General features: G+C 67.5%; 19 protein-coding genes. 2 read left to right on the top strand and 17 right to left on the bottom strand.

From position 1 onward, the window contains the following. Positions 1 to 6 precede the first annotated feature (6 nt). From U0177_RS26095 to U0177_RS26025, 15 genes are all read right to left on the bottom strand, one after another. On the bottom strand, positions 7 to 357 hold the full coding sequence (locus U0177_RS26095) for a hypothetical protein (protein ID WP_409573611.1): 351 nt from the start codon (positions 355 to 357) through the stop codon (positions 7 to 9). A 13-nt stretch (positions 358 to 370) separates the two neighbouring features. Beyond that, on the bottom strand, positions 371 to 922 hold the full coding sequence (locus tag U0177_RS26090; RefSeq protein ID WP_409573610.1) for a phage baseplate assembly protein V: 552 nt from the start codon (positions 920 to 922) through the stop codon (positions 371 to 373). Next, positions 919 to 2,061 carry a hypothetical protein gene (locus U0177_RS26085; protein ID WP_409573609.1) on the bottom strand — a complete coding sequence of 381 codons (1,143 nt, stop codon included), beginning with the start codon at positions 2,059 to 2,061 and terminating at the stop codon, positions 919 to 921. Before U0177_RS26085 ends, U0177_RS26090 begins: the two co-directional genes overlap by 4 nt. Before the next feature lie 59 nt (positions 2,062 to 2,120). Beyond that, a complete protein-coding gene (locus tag U0177_RS26080; protein WP_409573608.1) occupies positions 2,121 to 2,426 on the bottom strand; it encodes a hypothetical protein in 306 nt (101 codons plus the stop codon). Then, positions 2,423 to 3,085, bottom strand: coding sequence for a hypothetical protein (locus U0177_RS26075; protein WP_409573607.1), 663 nt, complete (start codon positions 3,083 to 3,085; stop codon positions 2,423 to 2,425). Before U0177_RS26075 ends, U0177_RS26080 begins: the two co-directional genes overlap by 4 nt. Before the next feature lie 91 nt (positions 3,086 to 3,176). Then, the gene (locus tag U0177_RS26070; RefSeq protein WP_409573606.1) at positions 3,177 to 4,790 is read right to left on the bottom strand and encodes a DUF4157 domain-containing protein; all 1,614 of its coding nucleotides are present in this window, start codon (positions 4,788 to 4,790) and stop codon (positions 3,177 to 3,179) included. 5 nt (positions 4,791 to 4,795) lie between these two features. Continuing rightward, positions 4,796 to 7,447: a DUF4157 domain-containing protein gene (locus U0177_RS26065; protein ID WP_409573605.1), complete on the bottom strand. Its 2,652-nt coding sequence runs from the start codon at positions 7,445 to 7,447 to the stop codon at positions 4,796 to 4,798. After that, positions 7,444 to 7,716, bottom strand: coding sequence for a hypothetical protein (locus U0177_RS26060; protein WP_409573604.1), 273 nt, complete (start codon positions 7,714 to 7,716; stop codon positions 7,444 to 7,446). Before U0177_RS26060 ends, U0177_RS26065 begins: the two co-directional genes overlap by 4 nt. Then, entirely contained in the window at positions 7,717 to 9,930 is a 2,214-nt protein-coding gene (locus U0177_RS26055; RefSeq protein WP_409573603.1) for an AAA family ATPase, read from the bottom strand. After that, positions 9,927 to 11,156 carry a DUF4255 domain-containing protein gene (locus U0177_RS26050; protein ID WP_409573602.1) on the bottom strand — a complete coding sequence of 410 codons (1,230 nt, stop codon included), beginning with the start codon at positions 11,154 to 11,156 and terminating at the stop codon, positions 9,927 to 9,929. The genes U0177_RS26055 and U0177_RS26050 overlap by 4 nt, the downstream gene beginning before the upstream one ends. 859 nt (positions 11,157 to 12,015) lie before the next feature. After that, positions 12,016 to 12,741 (bottom strand): phage baseplate protein, encoded by a 726-nt coding sequence (locus tag U0177_RS26045; RefSeq protein WP_409573601.1) that lies wholly within the window; start codon positions 12,739 to 12,741, stop codon positions 12,016 to 12,018. A 4-nt stretch (positions 12,742 to 12,745) separates the two neighbouring features. Beyond that, positions 12,746 to 13,264, bottom strand: coding sequence for a phage tail protein (locus U0177_RS26040; RefSeq protein ID WP_409573600.1), 519 nt, complete (start codon positions 13,262 to 13,264; stop codon positions 12,746 to 12,748). A gap of 72 nt (positions 13,265 to 13,336) precedes the next feature. After that, positions 13,337 to 14,830, bottom strand: coding sequence for a phage tail sheath C-terminal domain-containing protein (locus tag U0177_RS26035; RefSeq protein WP_409573599.1), 1,494 nt, complete (start codon positions 14,828 to 14,830; stop codon positions 13,337 to 13,339). A 15-nt stretch (positions 14,831 to 14,845) separates the two neighbouring features. Continuing rightward, positions 14,846 to 15,709, bottom strand: a complete 864-nt coding sequence (locus U0177_RS26030; RefSeq protein ID WP_409573598.1) for a hypothetical protein — start codon at positions 15,707 to 15,709, stop codon at positions 14,846 to 14,848. Between the two features lie 9 nt (positions 15,710 to 15,718). Next, a complete protein-coding gene (locus tag U0177_RS26025) occupies positions 15,719 to 16,015 on the bottom strand; it encodes a hypothetical protein (protein WP_409573597.1) in 297 nt (98 codons plus the stop codon). Between the two features lie 278 nt (positions 16,016 to 16,293). On the opposite strand from U0177_RS26025, the gene U0177_RS26020 reads away from it, so the two are divergent. After that, positions 16,294 to 17,400 (top strand): BTAD domain-containing putative transcriptional regulator, encoded by a 1,107-nt coding sequence (locus U0177_RS26020; RefSeq protein WP_409573596.1) that lies wholly within the window; start codon positions 16,294 to 16,296, stop codon positions 17,398 to 17,400. A gap of 103 nt (positions 17,401 to 17,503) precedes the next feature. On the opposite strand, the gene U0177_RS26015 is transcribed toward U0177_RS26020, so the two are convergent. Further along, positions 17,504 to 17,791, bottom strand: a complete 288-nt coding sequence (locus U0177_RS26015; protein WP_409573595.1) for a hypothetical protein — start codon at positions 17,789 to 17,791, stop codon at positions 17,504 to 17,506. On the opposite strand from U0177_RS26015, the gene U0177_RS26010 reads away from it, so the two are divergent. Further along, positions 17,776 to 18,297 carry a UPF0758 domain-containing protein gene (locus tag U0177_RS26010; RefSeq protein WP_409573594.1) on the top strand — a complete coding sequence of 174 codons (522 nt, stop codon included), beginning with the start codon at positions 17,776 to 17,778 and terminating at the stop codon, positions 18,295 to 18,297. The two genes, U0177_RS26015 and U0177_RS26010, sit on opposite strands and share 16 nt — an antisense overlap. Positions 18,298 to 18,324: 27 nt before the next feature. Here the strand turns inward: U0177_RS26010 and U0177_RS26005 are convergent, their stop codons facing one another. Then, complete coding sequence (locus U0177_RS26005; RefSeq protein ID WP_409573593.1) at positions 18,325 to 20,541, bottom strand: WYL domain-containing protein; 2,217 nt, start codon at positions 20,539 to 20,541, stop codon at positions 18,325 to 18,327. Positions 20,542 to 20,918: the final 377 nt, after the last annotated feature.

The raw sequence follows: 20,918 nt of genomic DNA, 5'->3' as shown, positions 1-20,918 counted from the left end.
GCGCCCTCACATGGCAAACACGCGGCCCTGCAGCGCGCTCACCACTGGCGCGCCTTGGGGGATCTGCTCGATCGGCAGACATATGCCCTGGCCGGGGCCGGGCACCTGCACCACCGCCGGCTGGCCGTTGATCAGCACACGCGTGGCCGGCGCCCAGCGCAGGCTCACGCACGGCTGCGGCTTGGTGCCGGGCGGCACCGGGATCTGGAATGGGCAGCCGGCCACGTTCCACAGGTCGGCGACCGTCACCGCCGCCAGCGGGCCGACGAATACGCGCACGTTGCTGGTAGCGGCGCTGGCCGCCGCGCCGTGGAAGCACTGCACTCCCGCGCCGATATGCAATAGAAATCCGGGCATGCCTGCGCTCCTTCTACTTCACAATCAGCGCGCCGAGGTTCACCGTCACCACGCCGCCCATCAGCGTCACCATCGCGCCCTTGCCATCCGAGAGCGTGATGCCCAGGTCGTTCACCACGATCATCGCGCCCGAGCGGCTCTGCAGCACGATCCCGCCGCTGATCGGCGTCGGCGGGGCGTCGCTGAGCTGGATGCTGTTCATTAGCGGCGTGTGCATCGTCATGGTCGGGATTGGCGGCGGGAACAGCTGCACCAGCGGCGGCACCTCGGCGCGCGTGCTGTGGTAGCAGCCGGTCCAGATCGGCCGGTCGGGGTCGCCGCCCTCGAACTCGATCCACACCCCTGCGCCGATCGGCGGCACGGCGATGAAGCCGCTCTGCATGCCGGCCACCGGGAAGCACGGCATGGCCCAGCTCGACGAGAGTGAGATGATGCCGGTGACTTCCACCAGCACGCGGCCGATGCCCATCGGATCGAAGTTGTTCAGCACCGAGCCGCGATACTTGCCGAAGTAGTGCTTCTTGCCATGCGCCGGCTTGGGGCCGGGAGCTGTAGCTGTCGTCATACTGGGATCCTTTGCACTGTCGAGATCAGGCCGTTGCGCACCAGCTCAAAGCTCTGCTTGAACTCGCCGCGCTTGAGTGTGCTGACCACGCTCTCCACGTAATACAGGCCGTCGAAGGCTGTGCCGACGCCGCGCAGCCCTACCAGCCGGCGCGGCTTAAGCGCCTGCCCGTAGCGCAGCACATCCAGCGAGCCGCTGGCATGCGCGCTGCGGCTGCTGGTAGCCTGCTTGGCCCAGGCCAACATCAGCGCGCGCGGGAAGCTCCTGTTCGCGGCGCGGTACTCGATCTCGAAGCCCTTCGGGATCGGCGGCACCAAACCCAGCGGCGGGTCGAGCGGATTGATGAGCCCGACTGGGATCGGGATGGGCGGGAAGCGCGTGATCGGGTTCTCGATCGCGACGATCGGCATGATCGCGCCGTTGTGATCGAACGTGCAGCTGATCTGCTCAACGTTGGTCTCCATGTCCATATCGACGTTCAGCGCCTTCTGCACCGGCCCGACGCGCAGCATCGGCCCCCAGTAGGCCAGGTTGGCGCCCACCACCGGCCCAGGCTCGATGTAGAAGGTGTAGCCGACCTCGTCCGCCAGCCAGCGCAGGTACGTCAGATCGGTGCCCCAGTGCTGCTCGATCCGCTCGAGCGGGTTGTTGATGTCGATCGTCGGCGTCGGGATGATCAGCGGTACCAGGCCGAACAGCATGTACTTGGCGATGATCAGCGCCACGCGCGCTTCGACCGGCATGGCCGGGTAGGGCAGCAGGCCGGTGAAATCGACGTTGTCCATTACCTGGCTGATATCGCGGCCTTTGACGACGAGCTGGGTTGGGCCGGCGCCGGTGTCGGGCGCGATCTGCGTCTGGGTCACCACGCCGTCCATCAGCACGTCGAGCGAGCCGTAGACGCTAACCGCCAGCACGACGCGGATGAGCGGCGGCATGGCGCCGCCCGAGAGCAGGAAGATCGTCTGGAGCAGGCCGGCGTTGTCGCTCAGGTTGAACTTCAGCTCGAAGCCCTCGTCGTCGCCGCTGCCGGCGCGCACCGTCACCTCGGTCAGCGCCTCGACCAGCGCGCGCGGCGCGGGGATGGGCACCGCCGGGCCGACGTAGATCGACAGGTTGATGCCGCTATTCATCGCCATTCCCCGGCATACCTTCAGGCAGCGGCACGCGCAGCCGGCGGCCCAGCTCGGCCATCAGCTCATTTGGGTGCAGCGCGCGGTTGGCGTCGCACAGCCGCCAGAACAGCTCGGGGTCGCCGATCTCGGCCGCGGCGGATGTGGAGTCGAGCCGCTCGCCCCGACGCAGCACGCTCGCGCAGCGCCAGGCGCTCGGGCGCCGGCACGAAGCGGCGGCGCAGGTAGATGATCGGTCGCTCGCCGTCCGGGTCGAGGATCGCGGTGGCCAGGCCGGCGTAGCGGCTGTTGGGCGGGAACAGCGTGGCGCTGAGTGGCAGCGGCTGGAGCAGCGCCTGCAGGCGCTGGTTCTGGTCGTCGTAGCTGGTCATGACGGCACCCCTTGGAGCCCTAGCGTGCCAGCCGCGGCGTCGCGGTGCATGGCCGCCAGGCGCTCTTTCTCCTTCTGATAGCGCAGGTATAGCGCGCCGCCGCGGTGAGCGAAGCCCAGGTCGCTGACGCTGAGGACGCGCAGGCCCAGGCTGATTTTGGCGCGGATCGGGTTGAGCTGCGGATCGAAAAACTCTTCGGTGATGCTGAAATCGGTAACACGCACCGGCGCGACGCGGCTGGTGCTCCAGACGAACAGCGCCAGCGGCGCCTGGATCGGCGCGATCTCCAGCTCGCCGCGCCCGGCCATGCGGTCGTACTCTTGCAGCTGCGCGCTGGTGGGGTACACCAGCAGCTCGATCGCCGCCAGCTGCGGCAGCAAGCCCAATCGGCGCACCAGCGGGTCGCCGGCCTCGAGCTGGTCGGCCGCGTCGAGCTCGGCCTCGAGCTTGTAGGTCTCGACCGGCGGGCCCTTGAGGCGCAGCGCCATCGAGCGGTCGGCGCTGGCCTCGGCGCCGACCGACTGCGGCTGCAGGGTGCGGCTGAGCGTGTCCGGGTTATACTGCAGCGCGATCACTCGTACCGGCGTGCCGGCGTCCGGGTCGATCAGCGCGATGCCGCCCTTGATCAGGCGCGGCGAGATTGGCGAGTCGGTGGGCATTGCTCGGTTCCTTCAGGTTTTAGCCTATGCCGCTAGGGTGTGTTCAGAAGCTCTCGAATATAGTGCGTTCGGCTCAAGCGAATTCCCCGTTCTACTGCGCTTTAGGCTTGGTTGGCTCGCCGCCGATATTGAGCGGGGGTGATTCAAAGCTTTTTGGATCGGGCATATTGGCCGGCGGAGCGGGCCGATTCTGGCTGAACGATGCAGACTGAGCAAGCAATTGATCGATCATTTCGTACATTCGCTCGATCGCCAGCCGTAGCTCGTCGGTTGCGTCGGCCAGCATCCGGCTGCCCACAGGCGATTTTCCAAGGATCTCTTTTGTTGCGTTGGATAGATGGGCCTGGAATTTGCTCGCCAAGGCGCGTGCGTAGAGTCGGGCCACCGTGTTGTTCGACCGCTCGTGCTTTGTGGCAGCTTTGGTCGCTGTCTGCGATACGTATTTTTCCTGGGTGAGAAATTCAATCACTGCAGCCGGTGTAAGTTCCGGATCAGCATCGAAGGCCGCCTCTGCGCTAGCGTCCTTGTTGATATAGAACGAACGTAGCGCGCCGATCTTTGTCAGAACGACTTTCTCACGCTCCCAAAGGCCACTCACAATCGGCAGCGCTCCATAGCTAGCTTTACTGTCAGTCGAATCGCGCTTGCCAAATGTGGCGCTTGGTAGCACCTCAGTCATCTCGTTGAGCTGAGCATACTCATTAAAAAAGCTCGACCGCTTCTCGGCGGGCAGGCGCCGGTCGATCATAATGCGCAGATGAATCAGCTCGTGCAGTGCCGTTTCAAGTGACGAGGCTTGCCCGCCGCGCAAGATAAACGTTTCTTGGTGCCGCATGGCTTTGCCGTCGGGTGTGGTGACGGTTTGTTCCGGTGCGATTGCGCCTCCGAAGGCGGCACCACGGTACTGCTCTTCTTCGCTTAGCTCTATGATCTCGGTCTTCACTTCCCAGGTATGCTCGACGCCATCGATCAACTCTTTATGCACAGTGTGGAATGCGCCATCGGCGATAATCTGGTCGATCAACTCGTTCAGCTCGCCGCGCCCAAGCGCACGCAGCTTTTTACGCTCATCTGGCAAGAAGCGATTCGCACGCATCATCTTTCGTTGGGGTTTGCGGTGAAGCGTCGGCTGAGCCGTACCGATGCTGCCGATGGCTTCGCCACTAGCCACACGTTGTGCCGCTTGAACGGCCGCATGCTCGCTCACGCTCGCCGCTGGCTCGACACGCAGATGCGCGGATGTTGCTTGCTCCCCCTGCTGCACCACGTGGGCGAGCTCGTGCGCCAGCAGGCGCTGCCCGGCACTGCTGCCCGGCTGGTACTCACCCGCGCCGAACGCAACATGGTTGCCGACGGTATACGCCTGCGCCTGCACGGCGTCGGCGCTGGCAGCCGCCTGCGCGTCGGTGTGCACGCGCACGTCGCCGAAGTCTTGGCCGAAGCGCGGCTCCATGGCGTCGCGCGTCGCATCGTCGAGTGGCTGGCCAGGCGCGCGCAGCACATCGTGCACGATCGGCGGCGCTACGGCTGGCGCCTGGGCGATGGCCGCGCGTTGGAGCTGGCCCTGCGCGCGCTTCTGCGCGCACTCAGCGCACTCGCCGCCCGCGTCGGTATGCTTGCCACACGCACAGGCGCGCTGAAGGTTGATTGGTGGCGGTGTGGCCTTGGTGGAGTGAGCCGTCGCTTGTGTTTTCTCTTTGCTCATTTCGCTCAGTCTTCGCGCAAGTTCGGATGTCGCGCCTGTTTCACCTCGCGCTCAGTATTGGGCTGGGCAAACTCAAGGCGCAGGTTGTCGGCGTCCAGCGCCTTTCGCCAGTTGTCCCCCTGCGCCTTCTCCGCGATATGATCCAAGCTGATGCGCGTTTCTTGCTCTGGTATGCTCGGATCGACCCCACCAAGCACCGGCGCAGTGGTGTTGCGACTCGGCAGCACAAAACCTGCGTCAGTCAGTATCTTTGTAGCTGCTGGGTCGCGGCGCACGTTGCGCCAGAACGCATCACGGGTCTTGTCGTACAGTATGGTCTTATTGGCGTCAGTCAGTGTGTTGCTGCGCAGCACCTCAGCGCGGGCCGCGTCCCAGTGCCTCGATAGCTCAGGAAGATCGGACACCTTCTTGCCAATGACTGTTCGCACACGTGCCACGGCTTGGCGGCTCGTCTCTCCAGGCCGGAGCGGCACATCTTCGATGTCCATCCGCGTCTTTGGTTCCGGTGGGACACGGCGATCGCCAATCCGCTGGTTCGTCTTACCACCTGTGACGTTCGGCGTGGCCGCTTGGTTCTCCAATGCGCCCTCGAACGCTTTCTCGACTGAGCGCTTCCATCGTTCTTGGCCGCTCTGCGCCTTCCACTGCTCGCGTGTGGTCGCTCGCTCGCCGGGTTGGGGCCGATAACCGCGATCGGCCAGGCCAACATCGGTAGTTGCAGGCTTGTCGGCGGTAGCTGCGGGCTGTGGAGGCGTCGCGGCCGCCTGGGATTTCACAGCGTTCGCAACTTTCGCCTGTGCGGCTGTATGAACACCGCTGCCCAGCGCAACCATGAACCAGCCGGTTGGCTCCGAGAGCGCGTCAGCCAGGTGCTTCAGATAGTCGTCCCATGTCACATTTTTACCGTGCAGCTGCTGGTAAACATCCGACACAGTAGTGCTAAAGGCTTGCGAGACAACGTGCGTCGCGGCGCCGCTCACAAGCGTCGCAATGGCTTGGCGAGCCAGCGTCTGGGTGGCCGGGTTGCCGGCGAGCTTGCCGGCGATACCGGCGCTGAGCTTGCCGCCAAACTTGGCTAGGACGATCTGCACCACTGTTTCGACCACCAGCTGACCCCAATCGACCTTGTCGCCTTCTGCGACTTTGAGCCCCGCTACCCCAAGGTTGGCGACGATCGGCGCGCCCACCGAGACCACCGTCGTAGTGGTCCCCAGGCTTAGGCCGCCGACCCCAGTCCCTACAACCCCGGCCTCTAGCCCCAGCGCGGCGCCGCCGGTGATAACCACGGCCAGCACGCCAACCGTAATAAAGGCCGCGTCCCGGGTGTAGGTCAGCTCGGTCGCCAGGTTCTCGCCGCCCTCGATCAGCTGGTCGATATAGGCGTGCACAATGATGCTGGTGCGCTCGGAGGCGGCGTCAGCCTCGGACACGAGCCGAATGGCTTCGGCGAAGCTGTCCTTTTCGATCACAGCCTTCGCGCGCGCGGCGCGGTCGTTCACAATCGCCGACTGGCCGTAGACCGACTCGCGCGGATTCGAGTAGCTGCCAAGCGATCTGATCCACGCGAACGCCTTCACCGCGCGCGATGTCACCGGGAAATCGTCGTTAACCTTTTCCTGGCCTTGGTAGCGCCCCAGCGCCTGGTTGCGCCGGCTGATTGATTTGTCCAGGGCGTCCTTCAGTGCCTTACGGGCACCGGCGCGAACCTGCTCGGCCTGTTGTGTGGTCAGCGTGATTGTCTGGCCTTTGAAGCGTGTGGTGAACAAGCCGCCAGCAAGCTCGGACGGTTTGATCGCGTCGATCACCCGCATGACCTCGATGATCTCCTCGACACTGGCGCTCGGCGATATATTCAGCGCGGCGGCGGTGGGTGCGGCCTTCGTTGGCGCTACGGCGGTGACGTTCGAGGGACTGTTCGCGGCGGACGTGTTCTTGAGCAGCGCGCTCAGCTGGCCAAACTCCTCAGCTGCGGCCTTGCGCTCCGCCGCGCTGAACCTTAGGTCGTTCATGACTACGTTGAGCTCTTCCAGGCGCTTATTGATCTGCTCCTGTGTCATGGCCTCGCGCCGTATCGCTGGCGCCTCGCCAGGCATTGCGGTGGGTGCCTGCCCTTGGGTCAATGCGCGCGCGGCATGTTCACCGGGCGAGGTCTCGGCAGTTATCAGCAGCGTAGACGCCGCTGGTTCCGATCGAGCAACCGGACTTGCTAGCACCACGTGCGCTAGCTCGTGGGCCAGCAACCGCTGGCCGGTGCTGCTGCTGGGCTGGTACTGCCCGGCGCCGAAGGCCACGTGATTGCCGACGGTGTAGGCCAGCGCGCCGACCGATCGGGCGCTCTCGGCGGCCTGCGCGTCGGTGTGCACGCGCACGTCGCCGAAGTCCTGGCCGAAGCGCGGCTCTACGAACGCGCGGGTTTGCTCGTCCAGCGGCTGGCCGGGTGTGCGCAGTACGTCGTGCACGATCGGCGGCGCTACATCCGGCGCCGGGGCGGCCGCAATCGCCGCGCGCTGCAGCAGGCCCTGCTCGCGCTTCTGCGCGCACTCGGCGCACTCGCCGCCCGCGGCGGTGTGCTTGCCACACGCACAGGCGCGCTGCAGCGTGGCGCCGGCCGGGCGCGCGGCGCTGTTCGGTTTGGCGAGCTGGCGGCTGGTCGTCATGCGCGCTCCGAGGGCTTTTGTGCGTTGCCAATGCTGCCGTACACCGCCGCGCCGATCTGGGAGCCGATTGCCTGCGCCGAGCCGCCCATGCTGATCGTCCCGCCGCGCCTGGATGGAACCGCGCCGCCAGCCGCGAGCTCGGGGCTCAGCCCGCCCTCGGCCAGCAGCTGCGTCAGCTGGGCCACAACGGCCGCCTGCAGCTGTGCGGTGTCGCTCGCGTCGAGCGCACCGTCAATGACCAGCCGTTCGATATGCAGCGTGATGTTCATCTATGCCTCCCGCGCAGCTAGCTCCTTGGGCGATTTCCAGGCCACGTAGTCGGCCTCGACCAACGGCCGGCCGCTTTTGCGCAGCTCGTCGCGCGCGGCGGCGTGCAGCAGCTCAGGCGTCACCACGCCCTTGCCGGCGGCCGCCAGAAAAGCCGCGTTCAGCGCGATGTTGCGGATTTGCCCGCCGGTGAGGCTTGGCCGCGCCAGCGCGCGAAAGTCGAGCGCCAGCACGCCAGGGACGCCGGGCGGGAACGCGCCGCGCCAGATCTGCTCGCGCTCGGCCACGCCGGGGAACGGGAAGCTGACGATGAAGCGCAGCCGGCGCAGGAACGCCGGGTCGAGCGCGCTCTTCATATTGCTCGTCAGGACCGCCAGTCCCTCGTAGGCCTCCATGCGCTGCAGCAGATAGCTGACCTCGATGTTGGCGTAGCGGTCGTGGCTGTCCTTCACCTCGCTGCGCTTGCCGAACAGCGCGTCGGCCTCGTCGAACAGGAGCACCGCACCGCTCTGCTCGGCCTCGTCGAACACGCGCTTGAGGTTTTTCTCGGTCTCGCCGATGTACTTGCTCACGACGCTCGCCAGGTCGATCCGGTACAGGTCTAGCTCCAGCTCGTTGGCGATCGCCTCGGCCGCCATGGTCTTGCCGGTGCCGCTTGGGCCAGCGAACAGCGCGCTGATGCCCAGCCCGCGCGGCAACCGCTCGCGGAAGCCGTAGCCGTCGTAGACGCGCGCGCGGTGGCGGGTCTGATCGCGGATCTGCTCAAGGGCGCGCTTCTCGTCGGGCGGCAGCTGCACACTGTCGAGCCTCACCGACGAACTGATCCGCTGCGCCAGTCCGTCGAGCTGCGGGCGCGCCCGGCCGCGGCACAGCTCCCAGCCCTGCTGCGCCAGCTGCGCGGCGCGGGCGTCGGCGTCGAGCCCATGTGCGTCGGCGGCCGGGACGGCTAGGGCTGCCGCCGCCCGGCTGATCTCGGCGATCTCGCTGCGGTTCAGGCTGAACTGCGCCGCCAGATGCTCGGGCCATTCGCCGTCGCCCAGCTGCTCGGCCCAGGCGTGCTGCTGTTCAGCTGGGGTCGGCCGCGCGGCGTCGAGCAACAGCGCGGAGTCGTGGCCGGCCAGCGGCTCAGCGTGATCGAGCAGCAGCACCCCGCCGGCTCGGTCGAGCAGCTGGTGAAGCGCCGCCTGCCCTTCGGCCCCCAGCCGCGTCGCGTCGATCAGGAGCGCGATGCGCTGCATGTGCCGCTCGCGGTTCCAGTAGCGCGCGAAGCTACTGATCGCCGACGACGGGAGCTGTTCGAGCGGCAGCAGGTGCAGGCGCAGGCCTAGCTCGGCGGCGATCCAGCGCGCGTACAGGCGCTTGGTGGCCGAGTCGCCGCCCGGCAGCTGCACGAGCAGCCGCTCGCGGAGCGGGACGAGTGCCAGCAGCTGGCGCTTGCCGGCGGCCAGCCGCTGGCGCTGGCTGTCGCTCAGCTCGTCTGCCGCTGGCGCCGGCGGGAGCGCTCGGCAGAACGTGGCGATCCGGTCGTCGAGGTAGTCGCGGCCGAGCAGGTGGTTGACGATCCGCTCGTCGGCGCGCAGCAGGCTGCTGAGCAGGGGCTGGGCGCCAGGCTGCGTGATCTCGATCAGATCCCAGGCGCGCAGCGGCCGATCGGGCGCCATCGCGCCCCAGTCGGGTGCGGCGGCGAGCCGGACGCTGCTCTCGCGCTGGCTGGGCGTCAGGCTTTCCCACCAGGGGTCGGCGGCCAGGCGCAGCGCCAGTGCGAAGGTCGGCGCGCCGGCCGCGCTCTCGGGCGCGCGCGCGCACTGCTGGGCCAGCGCCGGGCTGATCGCGTGCCCCAGGCACAGCAGCAGCAGGTCGCGCTCGAACGGCAGCAGCCCGAGCAGGTCGCACAGCACGCTGAAGCGCGGCGCGGGCGTGGCCCTGGCGGCCTGCTCGAGTGCGGCGCGCGCCTGGCGCACGGCGGCGGTGTCGGCGGGTGGCCGCGCGCCGGCCGGCACAAACTGCGGCTCGGGCGGGCGCGTGTCGCCCCAGCGGCCGAACAGTCGGCGCAGTCCCTCCAGCGCCGGCTGCCAGTCGTCGTGCTCGTCGGCGGGCGGCGCGGGCGCTGGTGTGCTGGGCGGCAGCTGGGCCGCCACCAGCGCCTGCAGCCAGCGCATGGCCGCCTGCGTAAACGCCGTGTCGCTGCTCTCGGTGATGCGCTGCAGCTCGCTCATGCTACCGTCACCTGCGGCATCGGCCGCTGTGTCTGCGGGTCGTCCGGGTCGGCCTCCAGTGCCAGCGGGCTCTCGGCGCCGTCGATCTGCACCCGCACCAGGTAGGCGCCTGGCGCCACGCTGTCGATGGCGAAACGCAGCGTGTCGCGCGGCGCCTGGGCGTCGGCATCGAGCGGGCTCAGGCGGTGGGAGCGCGGCCGCTCGACCCCCAGCTCGTTCAAGAGCAGCTGAACCTTCTGGCCGGGCTGTACGGCCGGGCTGCATCGCACCGCGAGCTCGGCGTCGCCGGGCTGCGGCGGCTGGGGCGCGATGCGCGGCCGCAGGACGAACGGCACCACATTCGACTCGACCGCCTGGTGCTCGCGCGGCGGGCTGCCCAGCAGCACCTCGTGCACGATCTGCGCGGTGTGGACGCCGGCCGGCAGTGTTTCCAGCAGCGCGGCCGGCACCACCAGGCGCGTGTCGCGCTCGGGTGTCACTGGCTGGGGGATGTTGTCATCGAAGCGCAGCAGCGTGCGCTGGCCGCGCAGCCGCCGCCCGACGATCTCGACCTGCGCGCCGGACTGCAGTGGCCCCTCGGCGTCGCCGACCGGGCGCAGCGCCTCGATCTGTGGCTCGCGCAGCGGCAGCGAGTCGACGCCACGGCGCTGGACGCGCAGCGGCTCGTGCGGCGTCAGATCGGCCTCCAAGAGCACTACGCTCGCCTCGTAAGCCAGCGACAGCAGATATGGCGTTTGAAAGAACACCGACCACAGCTTCGACAAATCGTCGAGACTGAGCGCCGCCGGGCTGAATTTGACCCGCTCGATCTCATCGGCCAGGTTCGAGCTGCTGAGCCATGCCTCTCCCTGCATGGCCAGCCGAATTTCAGCGGGGCTGAGCATCGGGGCAGCGTGCAGCGCGCCGACCACCAGCCCCATCATGCGCTGCGGGATGAGCTGGTCGTCGTCACCGCCGAAGCACAGTAGGTAGTGCAGATCGAGCGCGGCGCACGGGCGCTGGCGCAGCTCGCCACTGGCAGCGCGGGTTGGCAGATCGGCATTGCGCAGCGCGGGATTGGGCGTGGCGCGGTACAGAAACAGGAGCACCTGCGCATCGGTCTGCGCGCTGTTGGCCTCGGGCCGTTTCGCGCTCACCTGCACGCCCGGCAGCACCGGCTCGACCACGCTGAGAATGCGCTGGCGCAGGGCTTCAGTCACGGTCGCTATGGCAAGGTGGTTGGCCATCAGCTTGTTCCTCTGCGGTGCCGCAAGTATTCATCCAATGTTTGTACATGTGGGCGTGCCGCCGGGCGCGGGGTCGGGGCAGATTGTGCGCTTGCGCGTACCTCAATGCGCCCAATCGTCACATGAATAGTCGGCGCGGGCGGGCTGGCCGGAAGTGTCGCTGGCTGTTCCGGTAGCCACAGCGGCAGATTCGGCTCGATGCTCGGCAGTGCTGGCTCGGGTGTGCCGAAGCGAATAGTGGTTGCCCGCTCGACTCGCGCTTCGGCCCGGTGCGGCTGCGAGCGGCTTGTTAGCTCTGACGCGGCCGGCATTGGCTGTATAGCCGCGCCTGCAGGCTCAATCACTGGTCGATGCTGCGCCGTCTCAGCCCGATCAACGCTTGCTTTCGCTGTAGCCGAGCTTGCAGTGCGAACTGCACTAGCCGGAACGTCGGGCGCGTGTGCCTGTACTCGGTCGATCCGGGCATCTGCGAATGCAGCCGAGTGCGTAGGCGCGCCGGGGTGTATTTCCGCGCGCGGCATACTGTTGGGCGCGGGCGGCTCCAGTCGACCCTGAAACGCTGGCGTCGGCACGGCGTTGGGCTGCTTATTCGCGTGGCTTGTGAGCGGGGGCGAATGCGCCTGGCTGGCGGCGCTATTGCCATTTGCAACAGCCCGCGCGATGCTGGTTGCATCCCCGGCGTGCATTCCGGCCGGCAGTATCGCGGCCGTTTCGCCGACAACCGAGTTGCCGTCTTCGTAATGCAGATCTGGCTGCTCATCGTGCGTATCTGCGGCAGGCTCGAAGCGCCCAGGCAGGCGCGGCTGCAGTGGCGCGGTTGCGCCAATGCTGCGGGCAGCCAGGTTGGTCAGGAAATCGCTCATCCGCGCACCAGCTCCAAATACAACGCGCGCCGCTCGGCGCTCAGCGCCAGGATCTCGGCCTCGCGCCAGCCGTAGGCGCAGGCCAGCGTATGAACATCGTGCAGGGTGCGCTGTGCCCACGCATCTAGCTCGCGCCATAGAAACGCCACAATGTCGAACAGCGCGTGCCAGCCATGCCCGCACCTGGGGCAGTCGAGCGCGAGCTGCACATCGGCCTGCGGGTCGGCTTCGGCCAGCCGCGCCGCTAGCTGGTCGACCAGATCTTCGGGCAGATCGCGGGCGGGAACAGCCTGTTCGGTGCTATACGCCGCGAGTACGCAACACTCGATCAACCTGGTTCGGCGCTCGGCTAGCCCGGTGTATGCCTCGAGCGCCACCAGATCCGCGGCGCTGGGGGGGCGGGCCTGCAATGTATACTCCCCGGCGCGCAGATCGATTGGCGCGGCCGGATCGGCTGGTGGCGCAGCCCGCACGTCGTCGAGCGCAAAGCCTAGCTCCAGCCGCTCGCCGCAGGCCGGGCATTCGGCCAGCGCTGCGATATGTGTCCCGAACATCCGCGCGCGCAGCTCCATCAGCAGCGTGTCGCGCTGCCCAACGCTCAGTTGGCGCGCGTCGGCGTTGGCGCCTGTCAGATCGAGTAGCAGTAGCGCCTGGCGGGCCGGCCCAAGCGTCCGACCGCGCTCCCAGGCATCGAGTACAGCGGCAGCAGATCGCTCGTACATCGCATTAGTCGCTTACTATTGGCTCGCTTGGCTCGGGCGTTTCGCGGTCGCGCTCCCAGCCCTCATTTTCCAGCTTGATATGCTGAATGGCGACCGCGTTAGCGTTGGCGTCGAGATCGGGCATTGCCTGGTACTCCGACACCCAACAGCGGTAGACCTTGTATGAGAGCACGCGTTGCCCGGCCTCGTTATAAAGCTCGATGATGATGTCCTTGCGGAAATCCTTCAGCGACACTTCTTGCTCGAAGCCATTGCCATAGTGCCAGAGCTTATTGGCCCAGGCTTCGAATTCGAGATCGTGAGTGACACCCCGCTCAAGCGTAATCGCTTCGTACTTGGTGCGGCCCGGCGATTTGCGGCTGGTGTTTGGGTCGCCGCCCTCGCGATGCTCGACCACTTCCGTCGTGCGCTTGAGCGCACCGACCTTGCTAATGCCGGCGACATAGCGGCCATCCCACTTCACACGAAACTTGAAGTTCTTATATGGGTCGAAGCGTTGGATATTGACGCTGAACTGGGGCATCGTTCGCCTCCCTCGTGCAATTGCAGATTGCTGATCGGCCCGGGCAATTCAGGCGGCCAACAGGCTGGCGTGCTAGACTTCGATCTGCCCGGCCATTTGCTGGAGCTTCACCACGACGAACTCGGCCGGCTTCAGCGGCGCAAAGCCTACCAGGATGTTGACAATTCCAAGGTTGATGTCGTTCTGGGTCGTGGTTTCTTTGTCGCACTTAATGAAGTACGCTTCGCGCGGCGAGCGGCCCTGAAAGGCGCCCTGGCGGAACAGCCCGTGCATAAACGCGCCGACGTTCAGGCGAATCTGCGCCCACAGCGGCTCGTCGTTGGGCTCGAAAACCACCCACTTCAAGCTGCGGTACAGCGTTTCTTCGATGAACAGCGCCGTGCGGCGCACCGGCACATACTTCCATTCCGAGCCAATCTCGTCGATGCCACGGCAGGTGCGCGCGCCCCATACAACCGTGCCATATACTGGGAAGGTGCGCACGCAGTTAACCGCGCGTTGGTTCAATGGCCCATTTTCGGTGTCGGTGAGCATATTCGTCACGCCGCGCGCGCCCGATACGCTGGCATCGATACCGGCTGGTGCTTTCCACACGCCGCGCGTGGCGTCGGTGCGGGCATAAATACCTGCCACCGCACCCGATGGCGGGAATGCGCGCAGCCGGTTCTGCTGATGAGGATCGGGCAGGCGCAGCCAAGGGTAGTAGATCGCCGCGTTAATGCCGTCGTCGCCCGCGAGCGGGTTGGCGTTTTGTTCGTTGGGGAAATTTTCGGCGTCGGCGATCAGAAAGGCGCGGTGCGTACGGCAGAATTGCGCGAGCGTCGATAGGTTGCCGGCGTTGGTGGCTCCCGGCACGCACAGCAAGTTGAACAGGTCGATCCGCTCAAGGAAGTACACGCCACCCCGGCGGCCGTTTTCATCGGCGTCGGCTGGCAGCACTGCCGACCAGAACTCGGCCGAGTCGCGCGCCAGTTCATCGCCGTTGGCCCCGCCGTCGAGCATGGTCAGGTCGGCGCCGGCGATTGAATCGCCGTTGACGGTGGCGTTCATATACTGCGATTGCTCGTCGATAACCAGCTTGACATAGCGTTGGTCGTCGTCGCGCAACGACAGATTTTCGAATACCTCAAGCACCTGCGGCTGAGCATCGTTTGGCCCCTGGCGCGCGATCGTCAGCGTGAAGTGCTGGTCAGGATCGTTGGTACGCAGCTTGATCGACGCGCCATAGTCGTGCGCCCACTCGCCCGGCCCGGTCGCTGTAAGCGTCAAGTCGCCGAGTGTCGCGCTCGCCAGCGCCGCGCCGGCCCCCGTTACCCGAACGATGTAGGCCGTCTGGCCGCCATTGGTAAAGAAGTGCGAGACCGCGTAGCTCATATCGCTGGCGCGATCGAGCCCGCCGAACAGCCGGTCGTAGTCGGCCCAGCTCGTAATCAGCACCGCCTGGTCGGCTGGGCCTTGGCGCGCCCAGCCCACAAACGCGGTGATCGAGGTTGCGACGCCGGTAATCGTGCGCACGCCGCTGGGGATTTCCTCGATATACACGCCGGGGTAGGTGTACTGAGGCATTGTCTGCTCCTTGTGTTATGCGCTAACGGCCTTGCCGATTGCGGGCTGGTCGGGCGGCGTCACGAACAGCTCTTTGATCAGCGCGGCGCGTTCGGTTTTGAGCTTGGCCAGCTCAGCCTCGGCTCGGCTCAGCGCGGCCTGCTTGAGGTCGGCCTCGTCCTGTTTGGCTTTGGTCTGGCCGCGCCCTTGGTCGAGTTGCTGGCGAGCGGCCTCGTAGTCGGCGGCTAGCTGCTGCTCGTAGGCCGTCGTGCGCCAGCTGTCGAGCTGGCCCTTGACGCGCTGCAGCTCGGTGGCGAGTACGTAGGCTTTGCGAGCCTGGCCGGCCTCAGCGGCGGTCTTGAGGTCAGCCTGCAGCTTCTGCAGGTCGCCGACCGCCTGGTTGATGTAGGCCGGCAGCTGTTGCAGCGCGGCCACGGCATGGCGGAAGCTGGCATCGAGCTTCACCAGGTCGCGCTCGAGCTGGGCTTGCTCGTCGCGCAGCGTGTCGAGCAAGCCGCGCGCGGTGTTTACGTCGCCCTGCTTGTTGTCGATCGCCGTTTCGGCAGCGGCCAGCTTGGCGCCGATGTCAGCCTTCACCTGCTCTTCGAGCTCGTCGAACTGATCCTGGGCCGCGTCCCAGGTGCGCTGGGCTTCCTCGCTGGCCTTCTGGCCGGCCGCGCGCGCCTTGCCAAGATCGCCGGCGGCGCGCTCGATCGCGCCGATGTCGGTCTTCAGCTGCGCCTGCAGCTTCTTAAATGTATCAACGGCCCTCTGCCCGTTCGCCAAGCTGCGGTCGATATCTTCCTGCTGCGTGCGCAGCTCGTGCAGCACACCATCAACCGTTGTCGCGGATGACGGTGTCTGCATCGTAGCCGCTGTTGCGGCCTGTTGTGCCTGCATAGCAACCTCCTACGCCGCCGGGCCGTGCGACTCGGCCAGGCCAAACCATGCTCGTAACAGTTCGAGTGCTGCCGTTTGCGTTTGAACCGCGACGGTATACTCGGTGCCGGCCAGCCAAACTGTACCGCGCAGCACATCGCTCTCGACGCTGCGCCATAACCGCACCACGAGGGTAGCTGGCACGAGATGGGCTGTCAGCCGTGCGGTGTGGTTTGCAACCACAACAACCCACCCACCGGCATTGTCGGGCTCCACGCGCACCACGAGCGCCATATACTGATCGGCTGACGCTGGGCCATCTTCCACAGGCACCGCCTCTGCATTCGCAGTTTAAACAGCGTTCGGGCTTTCGTTGCGCCAAGCATACTAAAGGCCGCTCACATCACGCTCATGCGCCGCTCAAATCACGCTCAATTGTGTATTCAAAAATGACCGGTTCGCCCGTTTACTCTAATAAGTCAGCTTCTATATCAATTAATTTGGAATCGCGATGGTGCGCGGCGCGGTGTTTTGCGCGTTGGTGCGCCCAGCGGCAACCGCAAAGGTGACCGATGATGTGGAACGACCCTGAGGCGAATACCGGCGTGCATATTCGGCTGCGCGCCCATGACTGGTTACGGCAAAGCGAGCACCTAGCCCTAGCGGGCAAGCTCGACGATGCTCGGGCGCTGCTGATCCAGCTGTGGGGCATCACATGCGAACACGAGCCGCGCTTCGCCAATGCGGCGGCATGGCACCTTGCCTGGCTGCTGCTGCAAACTCACTCGTACATCGAGGCGGCCGAATGGTTTCAGCGGGTGGCCGCGCCAATGGCTGACGAAAGCACGTTGTGGGATTCGGCGCGTGAGGCCCAAGTGCACCTCTGCCAGCTTCTGGCCGGCGTCCAAGCCGAAACTTCCGTGGTACTGGCGCGCGAGCACGGCGGAGCTGATCGAACAGCCCAGCTCACACCGTTGGTAGTGACGAACCTGGGGAATTTCGCGATTGCGCGGGGCGGGCAAAGCCTCCCCCGCTGTAAGTCGCGCAAGGCGGTTGGCGTGTTTCGCTACTTGCTGCAGCAGAACGGCACGGCAACCAGGGAAGAGCTAGTTGAAACTTTCTGGCCAGAGACGACGCGCGAGAAGGGTGCGCATAGCCTGCATGTCGCGATCAAGGCGTTGCGCCAGTACCTCGACCTGCAGCCGAGCTATGTTGTGTTCGATCTGGGCAGCTACTTTCTGCACCCCGACGCGCTGATCGACGATGATCGGAAGGCATTTCTGGCGCAGTGCGACGCCGGCGATCGCCACTGGCGGGCCAACCAGCATATGGCGGCGCAACAAGCATACGAGCACGCCATCCACCGCTATGCGGCCGATTACTACGTCGATAGCTGCGACGGCATCTGGGCGCTCACCGAGCGCGAGCACCTGCTTTCGCGCTACCTTGTGGGGTTGGAGCGGCTGGGCGATCTTGCGGCGCGCCAGAGTGCGTACGATCGGGCAATGACGTACTACCAACTGCTGCTGCAGCGCGATGAATACCGCGAAGATATTCACGGGCGGGTCATGCGCTGCTGCCAGCAGCTTGGGCGTCGCCGCGACGCGATTGCTCAGTACGAGCGCTGCGCGAGCGCGCTCCGGCGCGATCTTGGCGTCGACCCGATGCCGGAAACCCAGCGCATCTACCGCGAGATTATCAGCGCTGGCTAATAGATGTCCATTCCGCCGCTGGGCATTTCGATCAGCCGAGCGGTCGCCGCCACGCCCTTCATATTGAGGCCAATCTCAACGCGCGTATTCGTAGCCGGGCCAATCATGGCGAACTGCTTTTTGCGCCGCAGTTCGTGAGCTGCGTCTGAATTGCCTTGTCAACACTGTTCTCGGTCGCCGTCACAGCGAAGCCACACTGTGCGAGCTGAATCGCCTGGGTGCCCGGCCCGGTGCCGAGATCGAGCGCGCGCCCTTCATGGAGATTGAGTTCGTCGAGCGCCTGCTTGAGATCGTCGTCAAGCTCCGGGTAGAACCAGGGCATGGTCTCGACCGGCTGCAGCTGGTAGCGCTCGTCCCAGGCAGAGGATGGGCTCTGTGGATCTGCAGTCATACTGGCTCCCCAGGTCAAAATCCTGCTTGAGCCAGGCAACGATATCGCCGGCTTTGACGCCTGGCTTGATGTTCTCCCCATTGCGCACGTGGCCAATTGGCGAGCGCCCAGTCGAGCGGCTGATCGCATCAGGCCCCGCCGCGCTCTCGGACGCCGAACTCCTCGCCGTACTGCTCGGCGGCGGCAGGAGCAACCCGGTCGCGCTGGCCCAGCAGCTGATCCAGCACTGGGGCTGCTGGCAGGGGCTGCGTCGTTGGACATGTGCCCATGCATTGAAGAAAAAAGAACCAGAACGAGACCCACCCGAGCTGATCGGGCGCTTCTTCCCGTCCTTCAAAACCAGCAACTGCGAGAACAGGCGGCCGGATACGCATCTGATTGTGTATCCGGTCGCTTTGTTTTCGCCCCATACCACCTGCGCGTGCCAGTGCGATGGAGTACTCGCTCCGACCAACGTGACGGGCGAAGAGTTCGGTCGCTTGCCGCCCTGGGCTCTGACGGGCTAAGCACGCAACTGTAGCGTGCAACCAGCGCTATTCCACGGCCCCGATGCGGTCGAGGCGAAAGGTGCGCTCGGCCTGGCGCGCGCAGCAGTACGCCCGCAGGTACCACCCCTCCGCGCGCGCCTCCAGCGCCAGCGGCCGCACCGTGCGCCGGCTCCACGCCCCCACCCCGCCGGTGTCGTAGCACAGCGCCACCAGCGCCTGCTGCTCCAGCGCCCGCTCCAGCACCGCTCGCACCTGCGCCGCCGCCATCCGCCTCCCCGGCGCCTCGGCCGCCTCCGGCGGCGCGCGCAGCCCCGCCAGCCCCGCGTCGAGCGCCGCCGCCAGCGCCGCCGACAGCCCCACCCGCAGCCGCGCCTCTAGCCCGTCGTCCGCCAGCAGCGGCGCGCCGGCCGGCGCGTGCGCGCGGTAGTACGCCCACGCCAGCGCCAGCGCCGCCCGCTCGCCAGGGCTCAGCGCGCCGTCCTCGCTCCCGGCCTGCGCCGTCGGCGGCGCGCCTGCCCACGTGCACGCCACCCCCTGCCGCTCCAGCGCGCGCCGCAGCGGCGCCACCTGCTCCGGCCGCACCAGCGCCAGCCCCGGCGCCACCCGCTGCCCCAGGTAGCGCCGCACACTGCGCCCCTGCGCCGCGCGCTCCAGCACCCGCGCGTCGTCCACCTGCAGCACCGTCGTCTCCACCAGCCGCACCGGCGCCGCCGGCTGGCGCGGCAGCGCCGCGCTCCACCCGGCCGGCGGCGGCCCGGCGTGGGTCGCCAGCAGCGCCCAGCAGTCGTGGGCGCTCCAGCCCTGCCCACGTGCCCGCGCCAGCGTGGCCGCCGTCACGCGGTAGCACGTGTGCGTCGCGTCGCTCGCCTCCCAGCGCACATACGGCAGCAGCCGCAGCGTCGCCGCGTGGTCGGCCGCGTGCGGCACCCGCACCACCCCTGCCGCGCCATACGCCCAGCGTGGCGCGGGGCGCTTGGCGGCGGCGGGCGCAGCGGCGAGCAGGTCGGCGGGCGGTGGGGTGTCCCAGCGGCGGGCCAGGCGGCGCTGGCCCGGCCGGCCGCGCACGCGCAGCGCATCGCGCATGCGGAAGGGCTGGGCAATCGCCAGCGGTTCGAGCAGGTCGGCCAGCAGCGGGCGCGCGGTCGGCGCGGGGTCGGGTACCGGCTCGGGTGCCGGCTCGGGTGCCGGCTCGGGCAGCGCGGGCGGCGCGGCCCGGCCACAGGCACCCAGCCAGGCGAGCGGCCCGCGCCAGGCGGCGTCGAAGACGGCGGCGGCGCGGTGTGGCTGCCAGGGGGCGCGCGTGACGGGGCGAAAGGCGTGGGTGTGGGCATCGGCGAGCGGGCCAAAGGCGCGCGCCAATGCGGCGTAGCGCGCCTCGGGCGGCAGGTCGGCGGGCAGGTGGCAGGCGGCGCCCCAGGCGAGCAGGCGGCGGCGCAGGCGCGGCCAGTCGACGCCGCGCAGGTCGACGCGCAGGCGCCGGAGCCAGGCGTCGGGCTCGGGCGCGGCTTCCCAGGCGGCGCGGAGGGTGGCGAGCTGGCGGGCGGGGGCGGCGGCAAGCACGCGCTGGCCGGCGAGTGACAGGGTGGCGCGGCCGGCGTGGATGTCGAGGAGCTGGTGGGCGGCGAGGAGCGGGAACAGCCAGGCGAGGACGGCGAGGGCATCGGCGGGGGAGGCGGGGGCGAGGCGCGGGGCGAGGGCGCGGAGGGTGGCGCGGGGGAGCGCGCCACGGCGGGTGAGCGGGCAGGGGCGCTCGGCGCAGGCGAGCAGCAGGGTGGTAGCGGCGCGGAGGGCCAGCGGCAGCGGCGCGGCGGGGTCGGGCGCGGGTGGCGGCGCGGCAGGCGGGTCGAGCGGCTGCGGCAGCCAGCGGCGGACTTCGGGGGGGACGAGGAAGTGGGCGGGATGGCGGGGGGTGGCGGGGCGGGGGAGCAGCCAGCCGAGGAGCAGGAGCTGCTCGCTGATCGAGCGGGGAGCGAGGTCGGCGGCGAGGAGCGGCCAGGAGCGGAAGGGGCCGAAGCGGGCGGCGAGGGCATCGGGGCGGATGCCGCCACGGCAGGCGCGGAGGAACTGGAGGGCAGCCTGGGCATCGGCGGGGAGGGCGGCATAGACGGCGCGGACGGTGGCGGCGTGGCAGAGGGCGAAGCGGAGGCGGGCGAGGCGGGTGGCAGGCGGGCAGGCGCGCGGCAGCGAGATACGCTGAGCGCGGGCGATCTGGCGCTGGGCGAGGGCGGGAAGGTCGGCGAGCATACGCACCCAAAGATTCATGGTTGACCTCCGACGAGTGACCTGCTAGACTGGAGGAAGTGGGGACATGATAGCGAGGGATGGCCAGACGCGCAACCGGGCGCAGGCACGGTGGGCAGTGGTGGTGGCGCGGGAGGGCATCGGAACGCGCGCGCAGGCACTGCCGGTGGTGCGAGGCTCAGAGGAACACCGCCCCGAGGCGCAGGGGTTTGAAACCGCTCGTCCTTCAACCGCTGCCGGGTTGTCGGGAAGTCAGAGGAACACCGCCCCGAGGCGCAGGGGTTTGAAACACCGGCTAGGGATTACCTAGCAAGCGCCGCAGGTCAGGCAGAGGAACACCGCCCCGAGGCGCAGGGGTTTGAAACGACCACTATATAAGGCGAATGGCCCGTGCCATT

The sequence above is a fragment of the Kouleothrix sp. genome, from assembly GCF_046328425.1.
Classification (GTDB): domain Bacteria; phylum Chloroflexota; class Chloroflexia; order Chloroflexales; family Roseiflexaceae; genus Kouleothrix.
Note: the sequence above shows the minus strand (reverse complement) of the source record. Positions and strands in the feature narration are given on the sequence as shown.